The following is a 21,191-nucleotide window of genomic DNA, read 5'->3' as shown; positions in this document are numbered from 1 at the left end:
ATTAGAGATGATACTTTTAGCGTATTCTTTACTGTTAAAATCAGCTAAATCACTGGAACCAGAGACTTTAAGATATTCTATCGGGTATCAAGTCATGGCTAAATAATCAACTAGCAATTCGGGTTTATATATATATAGTTATAGTTACAGTTACAATTAAGGGGCAATTTTAAGGCTTAACCATACGGTTTATAGCTATTAATATCGTAAAAATGTTGTACTGAGGAGTAAAAATGTTGTACTGAGGAGTAAAAATTGTGTACTAGGGAGTAAAAATGTTGTACATATGTCGTAAAAATTGCGTATTAGGGAGTAAAAATTGTGTACCTATGACGTAAAAATGTTGTATATAATCGTAAAAATGTTGCTTGTGGCGTAAAAATGTTGCTGTAAATCGTAAAAATGTTGTATTATTACTAGACAAGAATAAAAAAATAGTGTATATTAATAAAAACAAAGGTTATGACGTAAAAATGTTGTATTTTATATAAGTTTTTCTATCTTTCTTCTATAAAGTGAACGAAAAATACACAATTTTTACGATTAAATCAGATATTATTTTATCTTGATACTGAAAGAGGGGTTAAAATGCAAAGTTACGATTTACTTGATGAACTTGATAGTGAAGATAAATTTAGAAAAGATATTAAATACAGCCGTCAATTGCCTGAGATGTTCTCTACTGAAGATATAAATGCTGCAAGTGAAAATATTACTTATGCTATACTTGGAGAGCTGAGAGACCGTTATAACGGGAGTGAACCAGTAACATTTTCTTATCAGGAATTAGCGGAATTAGGTGGATTGTGGGTAACACGTAAAAATGGTGTGAAATCGCTCTACAATGGTAAACGGCTACAAAAAATAATGTATGATTTAAACGAGGCATTGAAAAATTTCTCGTACTATCAAGTAAGAGAAACAAATGATGATGGCACTCCCAAATCATGGAAAACAATAAATATTTTCAGTGTAATTGATTTTGATGGTACTAAAAAAGAAGTAAAACTCACAATTTCTAATGCTCAAATTAGTTCAGAACAAGTTGATGCAAAAGGGCATGTGATTGATAAACCGCTATATGTTTATGACTTAATCAATTCAAAAGATTGGAGAACGGTTGAACACTTACAATATAACAGAGGAATAAACAATAGTCTGCCATCTAAGTACTCCAAACGTGTTTACCGCTTTATAAGCGAGTTTAGGAGTTTTCCAAAAGGTACAAAAATGAGAATTGATGATTTTGATAAAAAAATACTTAAAATATTGAAGACTCAAGAAGACTCCTTTAACACCAAAGAGGTATTTGACCTCAGAAAAAATCGTAAAAAATATTTAGAAACTGCGGTTAAAGAAATATCAGAATTAACTACTCCTGAAGGAACTCAAATTGTTAAAAATTTAGATTATATTTATCACACTTCTGGACGAAGAATACAGTCTATTGAATTTACATATACGCCATTTAATGCTGATTTATCAGGCAGCAATCATATATCTATGAATTCTCGTACTTCTTCTCCTGGTACAGCTAGTCCATTTATAAACGAAGCAAGAATGGTATTAGAATACTTTAATTACTTATCAAAAGTAAATTTTAATTTAGATGAAAACGGAATAATTAAACATTTACCAAATTATTATGATATTCAATTTGAACTAGATGATATACAACTTCTTCAACCGATTCATAAATTGCTTGAAAGTGGTGTAGCGATAGATGAATTGTTACAAGTGGCTGAGATGAAAGCAATCGATTGGAAGCTAGACAGCAATCAAATGATTAATAATTTTAGACCGAGTGTTGTTTTTGGAAATAAATTTTCAGAATACAGAGCATTTCTAACAACGTATAAGGCTCAAAATATACATAAATTAGTTTTTGATAGTTCGTCTGATTTCTATGTACCAATGAATGGTCCTTGGGATAGTAAATAAACTAAATATTTACCTTCAATATTAAGTATGAAAAAAAAGGGGCTAATTTAGCCCCTTTTTTGGAACGAATATATGAATGAACTTTTCCTCTAAAAAAAAACTTTTTACTCTCAACCTTTTGGACAGAGAAAGAGCAAAAAGCTACCACAAACCAGAGAGGTTTGATATAAGTAAGTATATCAAAATTAATTGTTCTTATCAATATTCGACAAAATTTCCCTCCAAAAAAATGAGGGAATTAAACTTGATTCTTAATTGATAAAGGGGGCTAAATTTAGCCCCCTTTATTTTTATATAAAAAATTTAAGAAAAACCGTAAAAACCCTTGACGTAAACATAAATTTACGATACAATAGATGTATAGTAAAAATAAAACAACTTCTTGCTTCAAACCTTTGGACAGAGAAAAAGTAAGAATGTTTACCACAAAATGTGAGAGGGCTGAGAATGAAATAATGAATTATAAAAATATAGTTTTCGCAAGTATCGTATATTTGTGAAGAAAGGTTGATATGGAAAAAGTAACAGATGAAATTAAAAACGTGGTACAGAGACTACTCGATGATGACGAAAATTTTTCTGGTTGGTATATTGAGAAAGAACTCGAAAAAATTGGAATAAAAGTTTCTAGGATGACGATTTCAAACCTAAGAAATAGAAAAACGACATTGGGTAACACTAAATTTGAAACGTTAGAGGGACTTTATCATTTCGCAAAGACTCATGAAAATATAAATAAAGAATAGAGAGAAAATATGAAAACAATAAGTCTATTAAACTTAAAAGGTGGAGTTGCTAAAACAACAACAAGTGGAAATATAGCAAAAGGTTTAGCAAATAGAGGGTTCAAAACTCTGTTGATTGATACAGATATGCAAGCTAATGCAACAAGTATTTTTCTTGAAGATGAACGCTCGAAAGAGGATTATAAAGGTTTTGCAGAACTGATAGTTGATGAAAAACTAGATGATGTTGACCAGTATGTTTATAACGTAAGTGAGAATTTGGACATGATTGGTTCAAGTTTAGCAGTTGCTGAAAGTGAATTGAAAGTAAGAAATTCATTCAATCGTAATTCATCAAACATTGTAAAAAAAGTTTTAAAGAAACTAGATTCTAAATATGATTATTGTATTATTGATTGTGCTCCAACAATTAATCTAATTACTCTCAATATTATTATTGCGAGTGATGAAATTATCATCCCAATAAAAATTGATAAATTTGCACTTGAAGGTTATAGAACGACTTTAAAGAACATCAATCAAATTATTGATGATTATGAGTTAGATACAGAGGTGACCGTACTTTACACAATGGTCAACAGAAATAATATTGATAAACAATTTATTCAAGAAATATCTGGGAATAGATTTGAAACTACAATACGACATCAAGCTAAGCCAGTTACAGAAAGTGCTTTAAAGAATGAGGTATTAATTGATAGTTCTAAAAGTTCTAAAGTAAAAGATGATTATTTAAATCTTATTGATGAAATAGTAAAAAGGGGTTAAAAAAATGAGTAATAGTTTCGGATTTACAGACCTTATGAACAAGGACGAACACAAGCGAAAAAAAACAAATACAAAAAATATTCCTATTGAGGAGATAAAGGAAAATGAGAATAACAACTATGATTTAGTTGACATTGATAAGTTAGCTGATAGCATAGACGAGTTAGGCTTATTACAACCCGTTCTTGTTAAACAACGTGATAAATATAGCTATGAATTGATTGCAGGGCATAGACGATTTAATGCTATTAAAAAACTAATTAGTGAAAATAGACTCCCTGAAGATTACGAAGTTCTCGCTAAGAAAGTTGATGAAGACGAGGACGAGCTTGTAACAAGACTAAAGTTGCATGAAACTAACCTACAAACTCGCTCGCTCTTAAAAATGCCAGAAGAAGAAAAAATAGCCATCATTGATGACTATATGGATATTTTAGATAAAGCCAAAAAACAAGGGGTACAAATCAACGGAAAACCTGTTAAAGGAAAGACTAGGGACTTAATTGCCGAAAGATTTGGTATCAGTCATTATACCGCTCAAAAACTGATTAGAAAAGCTAAAGAACAAGGTGGAGAAGAAGAGGGGGCAAAAATTAGCCCCCAAAAGAAAACCGCTAAAAAGCCAATCACGCAGTTAAAGAAAATTGAAACTCAATTAGAAAAATTAGAGTTTGAGGGAACGGAAGAAGAACAAGAAATCAAGAAAAAATTGATTGAGTTGTTGATGAAATAAAAAGGGGCAAAAATTAGCCCCTTTTTATTTAGGAAATATTTATAATTTGTTCAATGGATATGAGATAGATTTTATCTGTTGATTATATTCTCACTTGATTCTTGATAAATTCTGATACAAAACCATAGACTTCATTTAATTTATTTTTTGATTGATATTTAACTTTGATTTGGACTTGATTTGAAAAAGACTGATTAAGAAGATGAAGCACTAGATGATGTGGTAATGTTTGAATTACCTTATCATCTTTTTTTCTTTTTCAACGCTATTTTGAGCCTTCGTGAGTTCTCCTGTCGCAAATGCTCCCCATTTCATCATCCCTCTATCGTGATAAGCACGGATGACTTCATAGGGGCTATATGAACGGTCAACTGACATCTTTTTCCTCCTCGTATAATATAAATTATTGAGATTTTTTATCCCGATTTTCTATCAATTTATTTTTGCTTTACTTGACTATTGTGATATTTCCCAGAATAATTATTCTTAGGAATGGACTCAAAAGGAATATGGTTCTCCTCCTTGTTGCTTTGTCTTCTAGGTAAGTCTGCGACCCGAGCTGTATCACAACTTCAAACCCACTAGCTGTTTCCACAGATATTACTCTGCTCTTAGTAGTGAGCAGGCGGTAAGTAACCTTTGTGATGAGTATTCTAATAAGCGAGGATGATGGGATACAGTATTCTGGGGAATCTCTCAGTAGTCAAGTATATTTTCCTAATCAAAAGAAAGGAGGTCCTTCCAAATGAAATGTTTTGTAGGTTTAGACATTAGCTCTACCAAATTAGAGGTCTGTATCATGACCAATGATATTGAGATGAAGGTACTTTTCTCTGCTACTTTCGGTAATGATATCATTGGGGCTTCTGAAATTAAAGAACAAGTCCTTCGTTTCAATGACATCTACCACTTTGAACGCATTGTTATTGGAATGGAGGCAACATCTTTATACAGTTTTCATCCAGCAATGTTTTTTTACGAAGATTCTGAATTAAAACAGCTTAGAGTGGAGGTCATAATTGAGCAACCCGCTAAAATCAAGAAATACCGTGAAGCCTTTGAAGAAAATAAAAATGATACGCTTGACGCCTTCTACATTGCGGACTATTTTCGTATTGAACGCTTCACAAAATCTTACCTAAAAGAAGAAAAATACAATGCGCTTCAGCACCTCACAAGAACCAGACTTCAACTCATTGAACAATTAGTTCGTACCAAACAGCACTTTATAGAAAATATCTATTACAAGTGTAATACGCTTTCCATAGAATTAAAGAATCATCAATTGAGTACAAATATCTGGAGCGCAACGATCATGACTTTAATGGTTGAAGACTACACACTCGATGAATTAGCTTCACTCCCTCTAGAAAAATTCGTAGAATTAATCCAGAAATTAGGAAGAGGTAAATTTAAAGCCCCGGATAAATTAGCAAAAGTGATTCAAGCTGCAATAACTGGTTCTTACCGCTTATCTCATGTACAACAAGACTCTGTCAATACAGTTCTCAGCCTTCTCGCTCGGGAAATACGAAGCTTAGAAAAGATGATAAAAGAAATTGATCGTGCGATTGAAGACATGGTAGAAGTTCTCCCTGAATATCAATGCTTAACAAGCGTTCCTGGTATAGGGAAGGTTTTCGCCGCAGGGATTATCGCTGAAATTGGTCAGATTGATCGTTTTAAAGACCACCCTCAAGTCGCTAAATATACTGGATTAAATTGGAAAGAAAACCAATCTGGAAATACTTCTTCTCAAAATACTTCTCTTGTAAAAAGAGGTAACCGTTACCTTCGATATTACCTAGTCGAAGCCGCCGATTCGGTACGAAGGTATAACGTGGAATACGCAGAATTTTACAAGAAGAAAGACGAAGTTCCTAAGCATAAACACAAGAGAGCCGTCGTTTTAACCGCAAGAAAACTTGTGCGTCTGGTGGATGTGCTACTACGCAATCACCAACCCTATACGCCACCAAGGAGGTTTATGGAAGATAATTAGTTTTATCTGCACAATTCCTTGATTTGGCCTAGTAAAAAATTGTAAATTTTTACTGGAATCTTTCGTGCTGTCTTTTTTTAAGATTTTTACTAAGAATTCTGTGACTTTATATTTGACTTATTACCACTAGACTTATCAATCAATTGAGACTGCTCTAAATAAAGCCGTAGCTGTGACATCTGATTGTCCTTATCGACGTACTTTCCACTCAGATCAAGGATGGGGATACCAAATGAGAGACTATGTTTCTAAATTAAGATCCCATCGAATTTTTCAGTCTATGAGCCGTAAAGGAAACGGTCATGATAATTCAGTCATGGAGAATTTCTTTGGGCTACTTAAACAAGAAATTTATTATGGACATATCTTATCGTCTTTCGAAGAACTTGAGCAGGTTATTGTAAGCTGGATTAGGTACTATAATACAAAACGAATCAAACAAAAATTGAACTGGATGAGTCCAATTCAATTTCGCTTGAATTACCAAAACAATTAAAAAAATCCAAGTATTTTGGAAAGGTTATAATAAACTAGACACAAAGTTAAGAGAAATCGTGGAAAGGTTTATTATGGCAAGAAGAAAATTCGATAAACAATTTAAAAATTCTGCAGTAAAACTCATTCTTGAAGAGGGTTACTCTGTTAAAGAAGTCAGCCAAGAGCTTGAGGTTCATACCAATAGTCTTTATCGCTGGGTTCAAGAAGTTGAAGAATATGGAGAAAGTGCTTTTCCAGGCAATGGGACAGCCCTAGCTGATGCCCAACATAAGATTAAATTGTTAGAGAAAGGAAATCGTTATCTTCAGGAGGAACTTGAACTTCTAAAAAAGTTCCGGGTCTTCTTGAAGCGAAGCAAGTAAAACGTTTTGAATTTCTCTTGAAACATCATGGGAAGATAAAAATTAAGCATGCAGTAAAAGTTCTTAAGGTTTCTCGCTCAGGTTTCTATGAATACATGCATCGTCGTCCTTCAAAACAACAAGTGGAGAGAGAAATTCTCTCAGAGAAGATAAAAGCTGTCTTTCATGAGCATAAGGGACGCTATGGTGCGGTTAGAATTACCAAGGTACTTCATAATACTGGTATTATGACCAACACGAAACGTGTTGGGAAACTGATGCACTTGATGGGACTTTATGCCAAGGGAAGCCGTTATAAATATAAACATTACAACAGAAAAGGAGCTTCGCTTTCAAGACCCAATTTAATTAATCAGATCTTTAAAGCAACAGCTCCTAATAAAGTATGGCTGGGAGACATGACCTATATCCCTACCAAAGAAGGCACCTTATACTTAGCCGTGAATATCGACGTTTTTTCACGTAAGATTGTAGGCTGGTCAATGTCTTCACGGATGCAAGATAAACTGGTGAGGGATTGCTTCTTACAAGCTTGTGGGAAAGAACAGCCTCAGCCTGGCTTGATTGTCCATACTGATCAAGGGAGTCAATATACAAGCTCTCGTTATCAATCTACTCTTCGTCAAGTCGGTGCTCAATCTAGCATGAGTCGTAAAGGAAATCCCTATGACAATGCAATGATGGAGTCTTTTTATAAGACGCTAAAGAGGGAGCTTATTGATGATGCTCATTTTGAGACAAGAGCTGAGGCTACTCAAGAAATATTTAAATACATTGAGACCTATTACAATACAAAAAGGATGCATTCAGGTCTTGATTACAAGTCTCCAAAAGACTTTGAAAAATATAATTCTTAAATTCTCTTAACTCCGTGTCTAGTTTTTCGTTGACTTTCCAAAAAAGTCTAACTTTTGGGGTGCACATCAGTTAACGGTTCTCGAACTAAATACGACCACCGACTTTTACTCGGCTATATTGGACTTGTTTGCAGCAAGTCATTTTCCCTTATTATATGACTTTTTTCAATCGTTTTATTTTCTTGATAGTTATCAATTTTTATCTGTAAGGGTAGCGCTATACTAGTATCATAAAGAAAATTAAAGGAAGTAGAAAATATGGCAAAAATAACACTGAACTTTCAAAAACGACTTCAACAACACAGTAATCACTTGGTTATCCTCTCAGCCATTCTCATTGTACTCGGATACCTTGGTAAATATGGTGTAAATCAAATATGGATTTGGAATTCGACAATGATTATTGCAAGTATTATCGGTTTTATACCTGTTGCAATTCATGCCTATCAAGCAATCAAAGTGAAACAAATTTCGATTGACCTGCTAGTTTCTATTGCAGTTATCGGTGCTTTGTTCATCGGTGAATATGAAGAATCAGCAATTGTCACTTTTCTCTTCGCTTTCGGTGGATTTTTGGAGAAAAAAACGCTTGAAAAAACGCGATCAAGTATCAAAGAACTCACGAATATGGCACCCAGCACAGCCCTATCTGCTGATGGCGAAGAAATGGGCATCGATGAAGTTGAAATTGGCGACAAACTCTTAGTAAAAACCGGACGTCAAATTCCTGTTGATGGTCGTATTTACCAAGGATCTGGCTATGTCAACGAAGCCAGTATCACAGGTGAATCACGTGAAATCAGAAAGGAAGCTGGTACCAAAGTTTTTGCAGGTTCTATCTTAGAAAACGGTACAATTTACGTAGAAGCAGAAAAAGTCGGCGAAGATACAACCTTTGGTAAAATTATTGAACTTGTCGAAGAAGCCCAAGATACCAAATCTCCTGCCGAGAAATTCATCGACCGCTTTGCTAAGTATTACACGCCAGCGGTACTTGTTATTGCAGCTATTACTTGGGCTTTTAGTCATAATCTAGAACTAGCCATCACGATTCTCGTACTTGGTTGCCCTGGTGCCCTCGTGATTGGTGCACCTGTTTCAAATGTTGCAGGAATCGGTAATGGTGCAAAAAGAGGCGTCCTTATCAAGGGAGGTGATGTTATGAATACCTTCAGTCACATTGATACGCTTCTGTTTGATAAGACGGGTACTCTGACGAAAGGCAATACAGAAGTTGTTGTTGTCAAAAATTATGGTGCTTCAAAAGAATTGATTGATTCAGTTGCTTCAGCAGAAAATGAATCTGATCACCCATTAGCAACGGCAGTTGTACGCATGATCGGAAAATTCAATCCTATCAAATTTGAAAAAACGGACGTTGTTAAAGGACAGGGAATCATCGCAGACGACCTATTGATTGGTAATGAAAAAATGATGGTGGTTAATCATATTACGATTTCTCCCGAGCAGAAACAGGACATCACAGAAATCACTGATTCAGGTGCATCAGTTGTTTTGGTCGCAGCTGATAACAGATTGCAACTAATTTATGGTATTGCGGACGAAATACGTTCTGGTGTCAAAGAATCCCTCGAAGAACTACGCCACGAAGGTATTTCTCGTATGATTATGCTGACTGGAGACAACGAGACAACAGCTAAAGCAGTCGCCGCCCAACTCGGCATCGATGAAGTACGTGCCAATCTCATGCCTGAAGAAAAAGCTGAAGTTGTCAAATCACTCAAAAACTCTGGTAAAAAAATTGCTTTTATCGGTGATGGTGTCAACGATTCTCCTAGTTTGGCACTTGCTAATATAGGTATTGCAATGGGTTCTGGTACTGATACTGCGATTGAAACGTCCGATATCGTGCTAATGAAATCCAGTTTTGACGAACTTGTCCATGCATATGGTTTGAGTAAACGCACGGTTGCCAATATGACACAAAATATTGTGATTGCGATTGTAGTTGTGCTCTTTTTACTGGCTGGTCTAATTCTTGGAGGTACAGGATTAGTACCTAGTTTTGTCAACATGGGCACAGGTATGTTCGTCCACGAAGCCAGTATCCTCATCGTCATTGTCAATGGCATGCGACTGATTAGGTATCGAGAGAAATAGAAGAATGGAAACAAACCAAAATTTACGCGGTTTGTTTTCTTTTTTTGAAAGGAATCATTTTTTTGATATCAATAAAGTTTATAATGATTTTATCAAAAATGATTTGATAAAATCATCGAGACATTTTCGATGGCTTCTAGAATCTTTACAATTAAAGTTTTCCTTACTAATAGGGAGGTTCAATAAGACTCTGAATTTGAGGTTATGAGAGAAACTATCGCAAGCAATGTAGCACGTTAGGGATTTGAACTTGTTTAAAAGCTTTGATACCTATCTCAATATAACTTTTTTATAAAAATAGATAGGAAGTTCCAAATGACAATTATTTAAAAAGGAAACACACACATTTGCTAGACAGGAAGATTGTCAGGTAGGAGGGGACATAGCGTTTTCAGAACACTTCAAACATCTTATGTACGATGGATGTTTTAAAAAAATCACTAATGGTTTTGCTCTTTTAAATCTCATACAGGCAAAATTAGGGATTGATTTAAACAGCGTACTGCTGACTATCTCGGCAGACTCTAACTGGTGCTGATTGCGCTCCTCATAGAAGGTTATTCAGCGTTAAAAAAGAGACTCGAGAAACTTTATTATTTTGTAGATAAAAAAATAAAATTGATATTCTTGATAGATATCAATTTTTTGCTAGTACTAACGAGTTATAATTAATTTATAAAGAAAGAGAAAGAGGTGAATCTTATGTCAAAAGTAATTATGAAACTCAATGAATTGAGCTGCCCATCTTGCATGGCAAAAATCGAAGGAGCAATGACTACAACTAAGGGTGTAGCAAATGCAAAAGTGCTTTTCAATGCATCAAAAGTTAAAGCAGAATTTGACGAAAATGTTGTCAGTGCTGATGAACTTATCAGCAAGGTTGAGAAACTTGGGTACCCTGTTTTAAGTAGCAAAGTAACTGTTGTGTGATTTCTACCAGTAAAGACAGCACTATAAATTGAATAAAGGAAAAAATTGATGACTAAATTAACGATTGATGAAAAATATGCTAAAGAACTTGATAAAGCAGAGGTTGACCACCACAAGCCTACGGCTGGTGCGATGCTAGGACATGTCTTATCCAATTTGTTCATTGAAAATGTACGACTGACTCAAGCAGGAATATACGCGAAAAGCCCAGTTAAGTGTGAGTATTTACGTGAAATTGCAAAAAAAGAAGATGAATATTTCTTTAAAATTTCGGATTTACTTCTTGACGAAAATGAGATTGTACCAAGTACAACTGAAGAATTTTTAAAGTATCACAAGTTCATTACTGAGGATCCAAAAGCCAAATATTGGACTGATGAAGCTCTACTTGAAAGCTTCATTGCAGATTTTCAAGCACAAAATATGTTCATTACGCGAGCAATTAAGCTAGCAAATAAAGAAGAAAAATTTGCTTTGGCGGCTATTATAGTCGAACTTTACGGCTACAATCTTCAAGTTATTCGTCACTTGGCAGGTGATTTGGGTAAAGCTGTTGCTGATTTTCATGACGAAGATGAAGATAATGACAATTAATTTTTACGAAACTGTAGGCTTTAATTGAACAAAGCTTGCAGTTTTATAATTTTAGCGCGATAATAAGATAAGGAGAATTACCAAAATGAGCAAGTATGAACATCATTTTAGTCATGATGAACACCACTGTGTACAGCTTGTCCCACTATTTGCTTTACTTTCAGAAAGTGAACTGGCGCAAGTTGAGCAGGTTGTTCATCATAAGACTTTTGAAAAGGGCGAATCGGTCATCAGCCCTTTTACGGTGCCTCAACTCGCAATTGTGGCGCACGGTACTTTGAAGATATATCAGCTTTCTAGCGCTGGTAAAGAGCAGTTACTACGTGTAATTGAACCTGGTGGATACGCAGGTGAAGACGCCTTGTTTGGAGTAGTGAATGAGAATCTTTATGGCGAAACATTGCAAGAAACAAAAATTTGCTTTTTGCGACAACAAGATTTCAAAAATTTATTGTTAAAATATCCCGAGCTAAGTTTGAAATTACTTGAAACCACCGTGAGAAGAGCTGCGGAAATGCGATATCAAGCACAATTTCTCATGATGGAAGATGTTGAAAGTCGAATCGCTAATTATCTTTTGCAACTCGTCAAAGTAGTAGATTCAAATTCTGTTATGATTCCAATGAAAATGAAAGATCTTGCAACGTTCATCGGAACAACTCCCGAAACTATTTCTCGTAAGTTCAAAATACTCGAAGAAAAAGGATTCATTGAGCGCCGAGGAAAGATAATCAAAATACTAGATATTGATAGCCTTGAAGATGATTACGCTTAAAATGGTCTAAAGAGCCAATGGAAAAAGGACGCAATAGATTCTGATCCTACACAAGATCCAGACCTAATGCCAGATTGACGTTAAGTCAATTTATTAGAGTCAAAAACGTATAATTTTAATGTATTTATTTTAAGCGATTTCTTTTTCAAATTGATTAGGCGTAAGATACCCTAAACTTTGATGGATTCGTTTTGAATTATAAAAGGCTTCAATATACCAGAAAATACTCTGATAGGCTTCTTCAAAGTTCTTATATTTAAATTGATAGACCCACTCTCTTTTTAAATGTCCATGCCAAGATTCAAGACTGGCATTATGATAAGGATAGCCCTTACGACTGAAGGAGTGAGTCATTCCAGAGTTTTTTATTGTCTCTTCATACTCATAACTCGTATACTGACTTCCTTGGTCAGAATGAAGCATCACAGCTTCTGGATAATTTTGTGATTCCATTGCCTTATTCAAAGTCCTTTGCACTAATTCTACAGTCATTCGCTTTCCTAAATCCCAAGCACTGACTTTTTTAGTATAACAATCCATAATGGTTGAGAGATAAACCCAGCCTTGTTGAGTAGTAATATAAGTAATATCAGTTGCCCAAACCTTATTTATCTTTTTAGGCTCATTTTGTATAAGGTTCTTTCTGTTAATACCATCACTTACGGAGTGTCCGGATTTAAATTTTTTAAGGACGACGGACTTGAGCTGAAGTTGTTTCATAATTTTTTGTACGAGCTTTATCCCTACTTTTTCCCCTTGATTGAGTAAGAGGTGATGAATCTTAGATGCCCCATAGATTCCCCGATTCGCCTTGAAAAGTTGGTCAATCTTCAGTGCCAAGTGTTGTCTTCTTAATTGAGTTTTGGATGGCCGTCGATTGATTCTCTCATAATAACTTGCTTCAGGAACACCAAGCAGTTGGCAACTGAGTCTGACATTGAGTGCTAAAGTTTTAATCGTTTGAGTCATATCCGCAGCACTCACATCTTTTTCTCGGCAAATATGGTCAATACTTTTTTTAAGATGTCTCGTTCTTCCTTAACTTTAGCCAGCTGTGTGACGGATTGCCCAGAATGATAGAAGTCGAGAGGGGTGTCTTTAAATTCTTGTGAGTAGCGTTTTTGCATGTTTTTATCCTTTGTCTAAATTATACAATAGTGACTCTAAGATTTAAGGATAGCATCAAGAAAACCCAGCGAAATATTCGCTGGGTTTGTCTGCAGTCTGAAAGACCTTTATGGTCTTATGGCTTTCTTTTTTTGCGCAACAAATTAACCCAATTCTGTTTCATGCCAAGTATTCTGACAATCGACACAACATTGCCATTGATTTCATAAAATGTAACGTGATTTCCAACAAAAGTAAAATAATAATCTTCAGTCAGTTCCACATCTTCATCAACTCGACTGCTAAGCTTTAGGCCACCTTCTGGAAACATTTTTAATTTTTCCAAGCTTGTCATAATCGTATCAACTGTGTTGAGTGCAGCTTGCTCTGAGAGAAAATTTTCTTCGATATAATTTTTTATCCCCATTAAATCTTGCAATGCTGAGTCGGTATAATCAATCTTATAGCCCAAAATATTTTCTCACTTCCTGCTCAGAATGTACTCGACCTGCGACGACATCATCATGCCCTTTTTTCAATTCTGCTCGCAACTCCATAATCATCCCTTCCCGCTCTTCATCTTCACGAGTAAAAAATGGAATAGCATTTTCCTCAACCGTTTTTTCTAAAAACAGGTTGATTGCATTTGTCATGTCTAAATTTTTTCTCTCAAAAATTTTTTTTGCAGAAGATAATAGACTATCGTTTGTCCTGAAATTTGCTTGAGTATTCTTTTCTAATTGCATCATATCAGCAACCACCTTTTCTAAATATACACGTATATTTATTTGTATATCTTATTATAACATAATGGACAGTTCTATCAAAACAGATAAATTATAAGAGGGTTTGGGCTGTAATTCTCCAAAGTAAGAAACAATAAAGGGGACTTAATGCCAATAAAACTTTACAGATGAACTCTAGCTAGTCTGTTCTGAATTTTTTTGATTTTAACCTTTGAAAAGAGTAGCACAAATTAGCTGCTTTTTTATTGTTTTGAATTTATTTTTTAAATTTTGAAACGGAGTCAAAAAGAGCTAATTCTATTATATATTTTAATCTTTAACGAACTCTATTTCATAAAACAGTCGTTTTAGCTTGGAAAATTCCATTTAAGGAAATTAAAGATAGGTTCTTATATATTTTATATTATATATTTTTTCTTTTGTTCTTTTCAGAGGGATAAAAGTCAGTTTTTAAAAGGGTTCACAAGATTATATGTGTAGAAAAAACTATGCATATGTGTAGATAAACATATGCAATCTACACGTGTTATGTTAAAATATGAGCATAGGAATAGTATCCACAAAAAGCAATTCCTATGCTTATCATAAAATACCCGCAAAGGAGTACTTATATGTCTACTATAGCAAAACAAGAAAAAGTTAGCTACATGAAGGATATTAAGGACCGCAAAGTTGCCCAACACAATGATTTGATTACTAGTGTGGCAAAAATGGATAAGATACCACTTAAAATATTTGAACTTGCTGTTTCTTACATTGATACTGATAATCCACCTCAAGATAATATTATTTATCTATCAAAAACAGAATTATTTTCTTTTTTCGCTGTATCTGATACTAATAAGCATAGTCGTTTTAAAGAAGCGATAGAAAAAATGCAAAAGCAAGCTTTTTTTCAAATTAAGGAAGAAAAAAATAAGGGATTTAAATTTAAAAGCATTGTCCCAATCCCCTTTGTAGAGTGGAATGACTATAATGATAAAGTTATAATTAGGTTTGACGTTGCTATAATGCCATACTTGATTGACTTAAAAAAGAATTTTACACAATATGCTATTACTGACATTATGGATCTAGAAAGCAAATATAGTATTATTCTCTATAAATGGCTATGCATGAATTTTAATCAATTTGAAACATATCAATTTAAACACAGCCGAACTCAAAAGCAATTGTATGGCTATAAAAATCCTCAAATATCTTTAAAAAACTTACGAGAAATGACGGATACTGAGAAAGATTATATTGATTTTAGAAATTTTGAAAAGTGGGTACTCAAAAAACCAGTTGAGCAAATTTCCGAGCATACTCATTTCAATGTCACCTATGACAAAATAAAAAAGGGACGTTCCATTGCAGAAATACAGTTTCATATAGAGAAGAAGGCTCATTGGAAAGATGAAAAATATAAACTTAATGATGAAGTCGCTAAATATTCAATTGAACAAAAGCAGCAACAAAATGATATTCTATTTGCCAAAGGTATCGCAAATCCATATACCATTAAACTTTTAACCTCTAATTTGATTACAGGACTTGATATGGCTAATCAAGAAACGATTATCGGGCTTTCTAAGCACGTTTACCCTCTTTATGATGAATTAGTCAAGTCAAACGGAGAAGAGGCGTTAACGGAGCATTTAGGCTATGTGAGTGACAATATGGTAGATTATACCGCAAGTAAAAAGAATATTGTTAAATATTTGCAGATCTCAGCAAAACAATATCTTGAGAATGGTGTTGGCGAAATTGTGAAAGAGAAAAAGGAACAGCGATTAGAAGCAAAGAAAAATAATATAAGGTTAGTGAAAAAAGCCCCTGAATGGGCAAATAAAAAATATAAAGAAACCACCACAGAAGAAGAGAAAGCCAGGTTTGCAGAATTACAAAAAAACATGAGAAAATAAATTAATTTTTCGTTGACTTTTCGTTATGTCAATAAAGATAAAAATAAAATCTTGACGTTAAGTCAATTTATTAGAGTCTATGTCAGAGTAGATTGAATCACCGAGGGCTCTCATATCAAGCGTTAATTTACGATTTTCTCCTACAATTTTAAGTATGTTATCTTCATAGGGTTTAACAGAGCCACTTTCAATCTTGGTTGCACGTCGAATTAAGTCATCAATATATTCAGCTTAAGCACTTGTAACAGTTGTATAGTGAGGAGTGGTTACCGCTCATAATAAACCTTTTCATGATTTCTCTTAACTTTGTGTCTAGTTTATTATAACCTTTCCAAAAATATAACTCATTTTGTGTCTAATTATTTGCCTTTAGTAAAATAGACAAATGTGTTGATTTGTCTAATAGTTTTGAAAGGGTTTTATTTACAAAAAGTAATGAAAAGTCTATAATCAAGTTAAGAAGGACGTTTATTTAGTGTCTATACAAAGGAGGCCCATTTATGTATTACAGTAACGGAAATTATGAAGCTTTTGCACGTCCAAGAAAGCCCAAAAATGTGGATCAAAAATCAGCGTATATTATTGGAGGAGGGCTGGCCGGATTGGCGACCGCTGTTTTCTTGGTGCGCGATGGACAAATGTCCGGGGAAAAAATTCATATATATGAGGAATTGCCTACTCCGGGTGGATCGTTAGATGGAGAAAAGCGTGCCAATATCGGCTTTGTGACACGTGGTGGTCGAGAAATGGAAAATCATTTTGAAACTATGTGGGACATGTATCGATCAATTCCTTCTTTAGAAATTGAAGATGCCTCTTACTTAGATGAATTTTATTGGCTAGATAAAGATGATCCAAATTCATCTAATACTCGCCTAATTTATAACCGGGGACAACGCGTCCCAACGGATGGCCTGTATACTTTGGATGAAAAATCTAAAGAATTAATAGATTTAGTTTTAACCCCTGAGTCAAAACTGGGTAAGACGACTATTGAGGAATTTTTCTCAAATGAGTTCTTTGAAAGTAATTTTTGGATGTACTGGGCAACTATGTTTGCTTTTGAAAAGTGGCATTCTGCAGTTGAGATGCGTCGATACACGATGCGATTTATTCATCATATTGATGGACTACCTGATTTTAGCGCCCTAAAGTTCAATAGGTACAATCAGTATGAGTCTATGGTTCTACCAATTATAAAGTATTTAGAGTCATATAATGTCGAATTCATCTATGATACACAAGTTAATAATGTTGTGGTAGATTTTGAAAATAGCGAAAAAATTGCCAAAAAACTCGTGATCCAGGATGGTGATGATGTTAGCCTATCACGTGATGATCTTGTATTCGTTACAAATGGTTCTATTACAGAAAGTTCAACATATGGGAGCCATGATAAACCCGCTCCTATATCAAAAGAGTTGGGTGGTAGTTGGTCACTGTGGAAGAATCTGGCAGAACAATCTAATGATTTCGGTCATCCAGAAGTATTCTATGATAACCTACCTGAAAAAAGTTGGTTCGTGTCAGCGACAGCCACTATAAAATCACCAGAAATTGAACCCTACATTGAACGTCTAACCAATCGTGATTTGCATGATCACAAAATTAATAGTGGTGGAATCATTACCATAACCGATTCGAACTGGTTGATGAGTTTTGCTGTTCACAGGCAGCCACATTTCAAAGAACAAAAGGAAAATGAAACAATTGTATGGATATATGGACTATATTCAGATACCAAAGGAAATTTTGTTGATAAGACCATTGTAGAAAGTTCTGGGGAAGAAATTACGCAAGAACTCCTTTATCACCTTGGGGTCCCTGAGTCCAAAATCAAACAATTGTCTAACCAAAACAATATAAATACCGTTCCAGTATTTATGCCATTTATTACGTCATACTTTATGCCCCGAATTGCGGGTGATAGGCCAGATATTGTTCCTAAAGGGTCTGTTAATTTAGCCTTTATTGGTAATTTCGCAGAGTCACCTAGTAATGACACCGTGTTTACTACCGAATATTCCATTAGGACAGCCATGGAATCTGTATATACTTTACTTGAAGTTGAACGCGCTGTTCCTGAAGTTTATGGCTCTATTTATGATATTCGAGAACTACTTAAAGCCATCTACTATATGGGAGATAAAAAAACCATTGATGAGGCTAATTTAGGAATCCCTAAATTAGCTAAAGTAGCTCTAAAAAAGAAGATAAAGGGAACGTTTATCGAAGAGCTACTTACCGAGAGTAAATTACTATAAAACATGGTAGCTGTTAAAACTCTCTGAATTATCAAAAACTGTTGCAAATTATTATTAATGCGACATATTTCGATATGTAATAAGCTTTTCATTTTTGAAAAAGACTTGATGATTATATTTCATCAAGTCTTTTTTATAGTTACGTATTTTTTAAGAAATAACCTGATTACGGGAAAATGGGTTCTGTTGCAAAGTTCCCCATAACACCTGATTTATTGTAAAATGTAATAAAAAAGAATGCGAGGACAACAGATGAATCATTTTAAGGGCAAACAATTCCAAAAAGACGTGGTTATTATCTCTGTTGGGTATTATCTTCGCTATAATTTGAGTTATCGTGATGTTCAAGAGATGTTATATGATCGTGGCATTAACGTTTCTCACACAACAATTTACCGTTGGGTTCAAGAATATGGTAAGCTGATCTATCAAATCTGGAAAAAGAAAAATAGACAGTCCTTTTATTCGTGGAAAATGGACGAAACTTATATTAAAATTAAAGGGAAGTGGCATTATCTCTATCGTGCAATCGACTCAGAAGGCATGACACTGGATATTTGGCTAAGACGAAAGAGAAATACTCAGTCTGCTTATGCTTTCTTTAAACGACTATACAAGCAGTTTGGGGAACCAAAAGTTATCGTGACAGATAAAGCACCATCAATTGCTAGTGTTTTTAGGAAGTTACAAAAGCAGGGGCTATACAGCGAAACTGAGCACCGGACAGTCAAGTATCTCAATAACTTAATTGAGCAAGATCATAGACCTGTTAAACGTCGAAATAAACTTTATCAAAGTCTTCGTACTGCATCAACTACGATTAAGGGCATAGAAGCATTGAGAGGCATATACAAAAAGAACCGAAGAAATGGAACGCTCTTCGGCTTTTCGGTATCTACTGAAATTAAAGTTTTGATGGGTATACCAGCATAGTCAAAGTATCAGAATGGGACTTTTGTACTCAGTATTGAAACTTTGCAACAGAACCAAAAGGTTCCTAGCATCCCCAATAAAATAAATTCCAAAACGATTTTTTGAGAGTAAGTTAATGTCTTAAAAAACACCATGTTCCTCAGTTTCTAATTATATATATTTTTTTGTATTATCTTTTTTAATTACCATTTTAATTAGAAATGGAGCTATTAGCGTCGTCAAAATAATAACAATAACTAATTCTGAGTAGATGTCTTCATTAATGATTGCACCGCTTAATCCAATTTGTGCAACTATGAGTGACATTTCCCCTCTTGATACCATTCCTGTTCCAATAAGAAGTGACTCATTTTTTTCTAAATTACATGCCTTCCCAGAATAATATGCGGGAACGAATTTTGTCAAAATAGCTAGTAGTGTAAATAAAATAACGATAAATGGATGTTCAACTAAAACATCAAAATTTATAGAAATTGCTATTGAAACGAAGAAAATTGGAATGAAAACTACATAACCTATCGCAGAAACATATTTTTCAATTAATTCGGAAACCTCTGTTTGACTGATTGCAATCCCTGCAAAAAAGCTTCCAATTACAGCTGACATACCAACTTTATCAGCAAGTAAACTTAGAGCCAAACATATAATTAGTGCTGCTGATGTATTTTTTGCATAAATTAGAAGTTTATTTATAAATTTCCAAACTTTAGGAATAGATTTATGTACGAAAATCAAAAATATAAAAAATAATATTTCCATTGAAAACTGAACTATTAAATTTCCTCCACCATTCTTAAAGCTTTTAAACACAGAAAGGATCAATATAGCTAAAATATCATCAACAACTGCAGCTCCTAGTATGATATTCCCGGCTTTTGTTGAAAGATACCCATATTCCTGTAGTACTTTTACTGTGATAGATACAGATGTTGCTGCAAATACGATACCATAAAAAAAACTTGTAGAGAGAGTTCTTCCCGAATATAAAGCAACTGAACCGAAAACAATGATTGGAATAATAACACCTGATAATGCAACCAGAATTGAGGGTTTTAGATTTTTTCTAAGAACTTCTAAATCACTTTCAATACCTGCTAGAAACATTAAGAGGATAACCCCAATTTCTGACATTATTTCTATAGTGTGTCCACCATTAATTAATCCCAATACTGATGGTGCAAGAATTATTCCTATCAACATCTGACCAACAACTTCCGGAATTTTTAATCTTTTTGAAAGCAGGGTAGCTAACATAGAGAAGAAAAGTATAATTGTAATTTGAAAAATATCTTCCATTTTTGAGTGCCTTCTATTTCTTTATTTATTAATACTAATTATAACATCTAAGATAATAAATTTTTAAAAGTAATCTAGAATAATATTTTATATTGATTAATTTCATCAAAATAATTAGTTTGCTTATTAGCATAAAACCTATTATTAATACTAGTTTCGGAAAAATTATATTTTTTTGAAAGATGATATTTTTGGTTCTGTTGCAAAGTTTTAAATAAAGAATAAAATCCCTTACGGTGTCTACTGAAATCAAGGTATTAATGGGTATAGCTGCTTAAAGTTAATAATAAGTCATCAGTCTACCTTTTTTAATTTAAAACTTTGCAACAGAACCAACACAACTAACTCTCAAATATAGATAATTAAAATAATAAAAATTATTGTGATGATAAATCTAGCAATATGGTGTTTGATGTGAAACGCATGGTTTTGTAATCCATTAATAATTGCGGTTACGATAAAGACCAGTAGCCCGATAATTGAAATTATTTTAAAGTATTCATTTTCAAGGAAGCTTGAAAGGAAAATAGCAATGCCACTAATTATGTTGACAGTGTTACCTAATCTATCTTTTGAATTGAATTCTTTTATAGAAGCAAAAACCATTAGTA

17 protein-coding genes and 3 pseudogenes are annotated in these 21,191 nt (G+C 33.9%); 15 read left to right on the top strand and 5 right to left on the bottom strand.

The annotated features are described in order from the left end of the window. The 5 genes and pseudogenes from GHI93_RS10460 to GHI93_RS10440 form a co-directional block, all read left to right on the top strand. A pseudogene (locus GHI93_RS10460) lies at positions 1–106 on the top strand (IS982 family transposase); the annotation flags it as partial. Between the two features lie 482 nt (positions 107–588). Continuing rightward, positions 589–1,941: a replication initiation protein gene (locus GHI93_RS10455; RefSeq protein WP_153496995.1), complete on the top strand. Its 1,353-nt coding sequence runs from the start codon at positions 589–591 to the stop codon at positions 1,939–1,941. A 512-nt stretch (positions 1,942–2,453) separates the two neighbouring features. After that, positions 2,454–2,687 (top strand): hypothetical protein, encoded by a 234-nt coding sequence (locus tag GHI93_RS10450; protein WP_058225115.1) that lies wholly within the window; start codon positions 2,454–2,456, stop codon positions 2,685–2,687. Between the two features lie 9 nt (positions 2,688–2,696). Next, entirely contained in the window at positions 2,697–3,455 is a 759-nt protein-coding gene (locus GHI93_RS10445; RefSeq protein ID WP_014017408.1) for a ParA family protein, read from the top strand. Positions 3,456–3,459: 4 nt separating this feature from the next. Further along, positions 3,460–4,188: a ParB/RepB/Spo0J family partition protein gene (locus GHI93_RS10440; RefSeq protein WP_011915262.1), complete on the top strand. Its 729-nt coding sequence runs from the start codon at positions 3,460–3,462 to the stop codon at positions 4,186–4,188. Between the two features lie 234 nt (positions 4,189–4,422). Here the strand turns inward: GHI93_RS10440 and GHI93_RS12855 are convergent, their stop codons facing one another. After that, positions 4,423–4,566, bottom strand: coding sequence for a hypothetical protein (locus GHI93_RS12855; protein WP_170272436.1), 144 nt, complete (start codon positions 4,564–4,566; stop codon positions 4,423–4,425). Positions 4,567–4,933: 367 nt separating this feature from the next. On the opposite strand from GHI93_RS12855, the gene GHI93_RS10430 reads away from it, so the two are divergent. The 7 genes and pseudogenes from GHI93_RS10430 to GHI93_RS10400 all read left to right on the top strand — a co-directional run bounded on the left by GHI93_RS10430 (position 4,934) and on the right by GHI93_RS10400 (position 12,327). Further along, the gene (locus GHI93_RS10430; RefSeq protein WP_153496994.1) at positions 4,934–6,190 is read left to right on the top strand and encodes an IS110 family RNA-guided transposase; all 1,257 of its coding nucleotides are present in this window, start codon (positions 4,934–4,936) and stop codon (positions 6,188–6,190) included. 130 nt (positions 6,191–6,320) lie between these two features. Continuing rightward, positions 6,321–6,686: pseudogene (locus tag GHI93_RS10425) on the top strand (IS3 family transposase); the annotation flags it as partial. A 73-nt stretch (positions 6,687–6,759) separates the two neighbouring features. Next, positions 6,760–7,907, top strand: a protein-coding gene (locus GHI93_RS10420) for an IS3 family transposase (protein WP_153496993.1) whose coding sequence is annotated in 2 segments (ribosomal slippage) — positions 6,760–7,012 and positions 7,012–7,907 — 1,149 coding nt in all. Because the reading frame shifts where the segments join, the coding sequence is not laid out codon by codon here. Between the two features lie 258 nt (positions 7,908–8,165). After that, positions 8,166–10,028 (top strand): heavy metal translocating P-type ATPase, encoded by a 1,863-nt coding sequence (locus tag GHI93_RS10415; RefSeq protein ID WP_153496992.1) that lies wholly within the window; start codon positions 8,166–8,168, stop codon positions 10,026–10,028. A 702-nt stretch (positions 10,029–10,730) separates the two neighbouring features. Then, complete coding sequence (locus GHI93_RS10410) at positions 10,731–10,958, top strand: heavy-metal-associated domain-containing protein (protein WP_012898751.1); 228 nt, start codon at positions 10,731–10,733, stop codon at positions 10,956–10,958. 48 nt (positions 10,959–11,006) lie between these two features. Further along, positions 11,007–11,552: a DNA-binding protein gene (locus GHI93_RS10405; RefSeq protein WP_153496991.1), complete on the top strand. Its 546-nt coding sequence runs from the start codon at positions 11,007–11,009 to the stop codon at positions 11,550–11,552. A gap of 85 nt (positions 11,553–11,637) precedes the next feature. Then, positions 11,638–12,327: a Crp/Fnr family transcriptional regulator gene (locus GHI93_RS10400; protein WP_153496990.1), complete on the top strand. Its 690-nt coding sequence runs from the start codon at positions 11,638–11,640 to the stop codon at positions 12,325–12,327. A gap of 129 nt (positions 12,328–12,456) precedes the next feature. On the opposite strand, the pseudogene GHI93_RS10395 reads toward GHI93_RS10400, so the two are convergent. From GHI93_RS10395 to relB, 3 genes and pseudogenes are all read right to left on the bottom strand, one after another. Then, positions 12,457–13,454 (bottom strand): annotated as a pseudogene (locus GHI93_RS10395) (IS3 family transposase). A gap of 116 nt (positions 13,455–13,570) precedes the next feature. Further along, positions 13,571–13,906, bottom strand: a complete 336-nt coding sequence (locus GHI93_RS10390; protein WP_153496989.1) for a type II toxin-antitoxin system RelE/ParE family toxin — start codon at positions 13,904–13,906, stop codon at positions 13,571–13,573. Beyond that, a complete protein-coding gene (gene relB, locus GHI93_RS10385) occupies positions 13,896–14,195 on the bottom strand; it encodes a type II toxin-antitoxin system RelB/ParD family antitoxin (RefSeq protein ID WP_343030361.1) in 300 nt (99 codons plus the stop codon). The genes GHI93_RS10390 and relB overlap by 11 nt, the downstream gene beginning before the upstream one ends. Before the next feature lie 596 nt (positions 14,196–14,791). Between relB and GHI93_RS10380 the strand changes: the two genes are divergently transcribed. From GHI93_RS10380 to GHI93_RS10370, 3 genes are all read left to right on the top strand, one after another. After that, positions 14,792–16,087, top strand: coding sequence for a RepB family plasmid replication initiator protein (locus tag GHI93_RS10380; RefSeq protein WP_153496987.1), 1,296 nt, complete (start codon positions 14,792–14,794; stop codon positions 16,085–16,087). 500 nt (positions 16,088–16,587) lie between these two features. Beyond that, a complete protein-coding gene (locus GHI93_RS10375; RefSeq protein WP_153496986.1) occupies positions 16,588–18,351 on the top strand; it encodes an oleate hydratase in 1,764 nt (587 codons plus the stop codon). A 252-nt stretch (positions 18,352–18,603) separates the two neighbouring features. Then, the gene (locus GHI93_RS10370) at positions 18,604–19,284 is read left to right on the top strand and encodes an IS6-like element ISTeha2 family transposase (protein ID WP_153496985.1); all 681 of its coding nucleotides are present in this window, start codon (positions 18,604–18,606) and stop codon (positions 19,282–19,284) included. A gap of 150 nt (positions 19,285–19,434) precedes the next feature. On the opposite strand, the gene GHI93_RS10365 is transcribed toward GHI93_RS10370, so the two are convergent. Further along, positions 19,435–20,580, bottom strand: a complete 1,146-nt coding sequence (locus GHI93_RS10365) for a cation:proton antiporter (protein ID WP_153496984.1) — start codon at positions 20,578–20,580, stop codon at positions 19,435–19,437. Between the last annotated feature and the right edge of the window lie 611 nt (positions 20,581–21,191).

This window comes from Lactococcus hircilactis (genome assembly GCF_009601015.1).
Taxonomy (GTDB): Bacteria; Bacillota; Bacilli; order Lactobacillales; family Streptococcaceae; genus Lactococcus; species Lactococcus hircilactis.
This window is presented reverse-complemented; position numbering and strand designations above follow the sequence as displayed.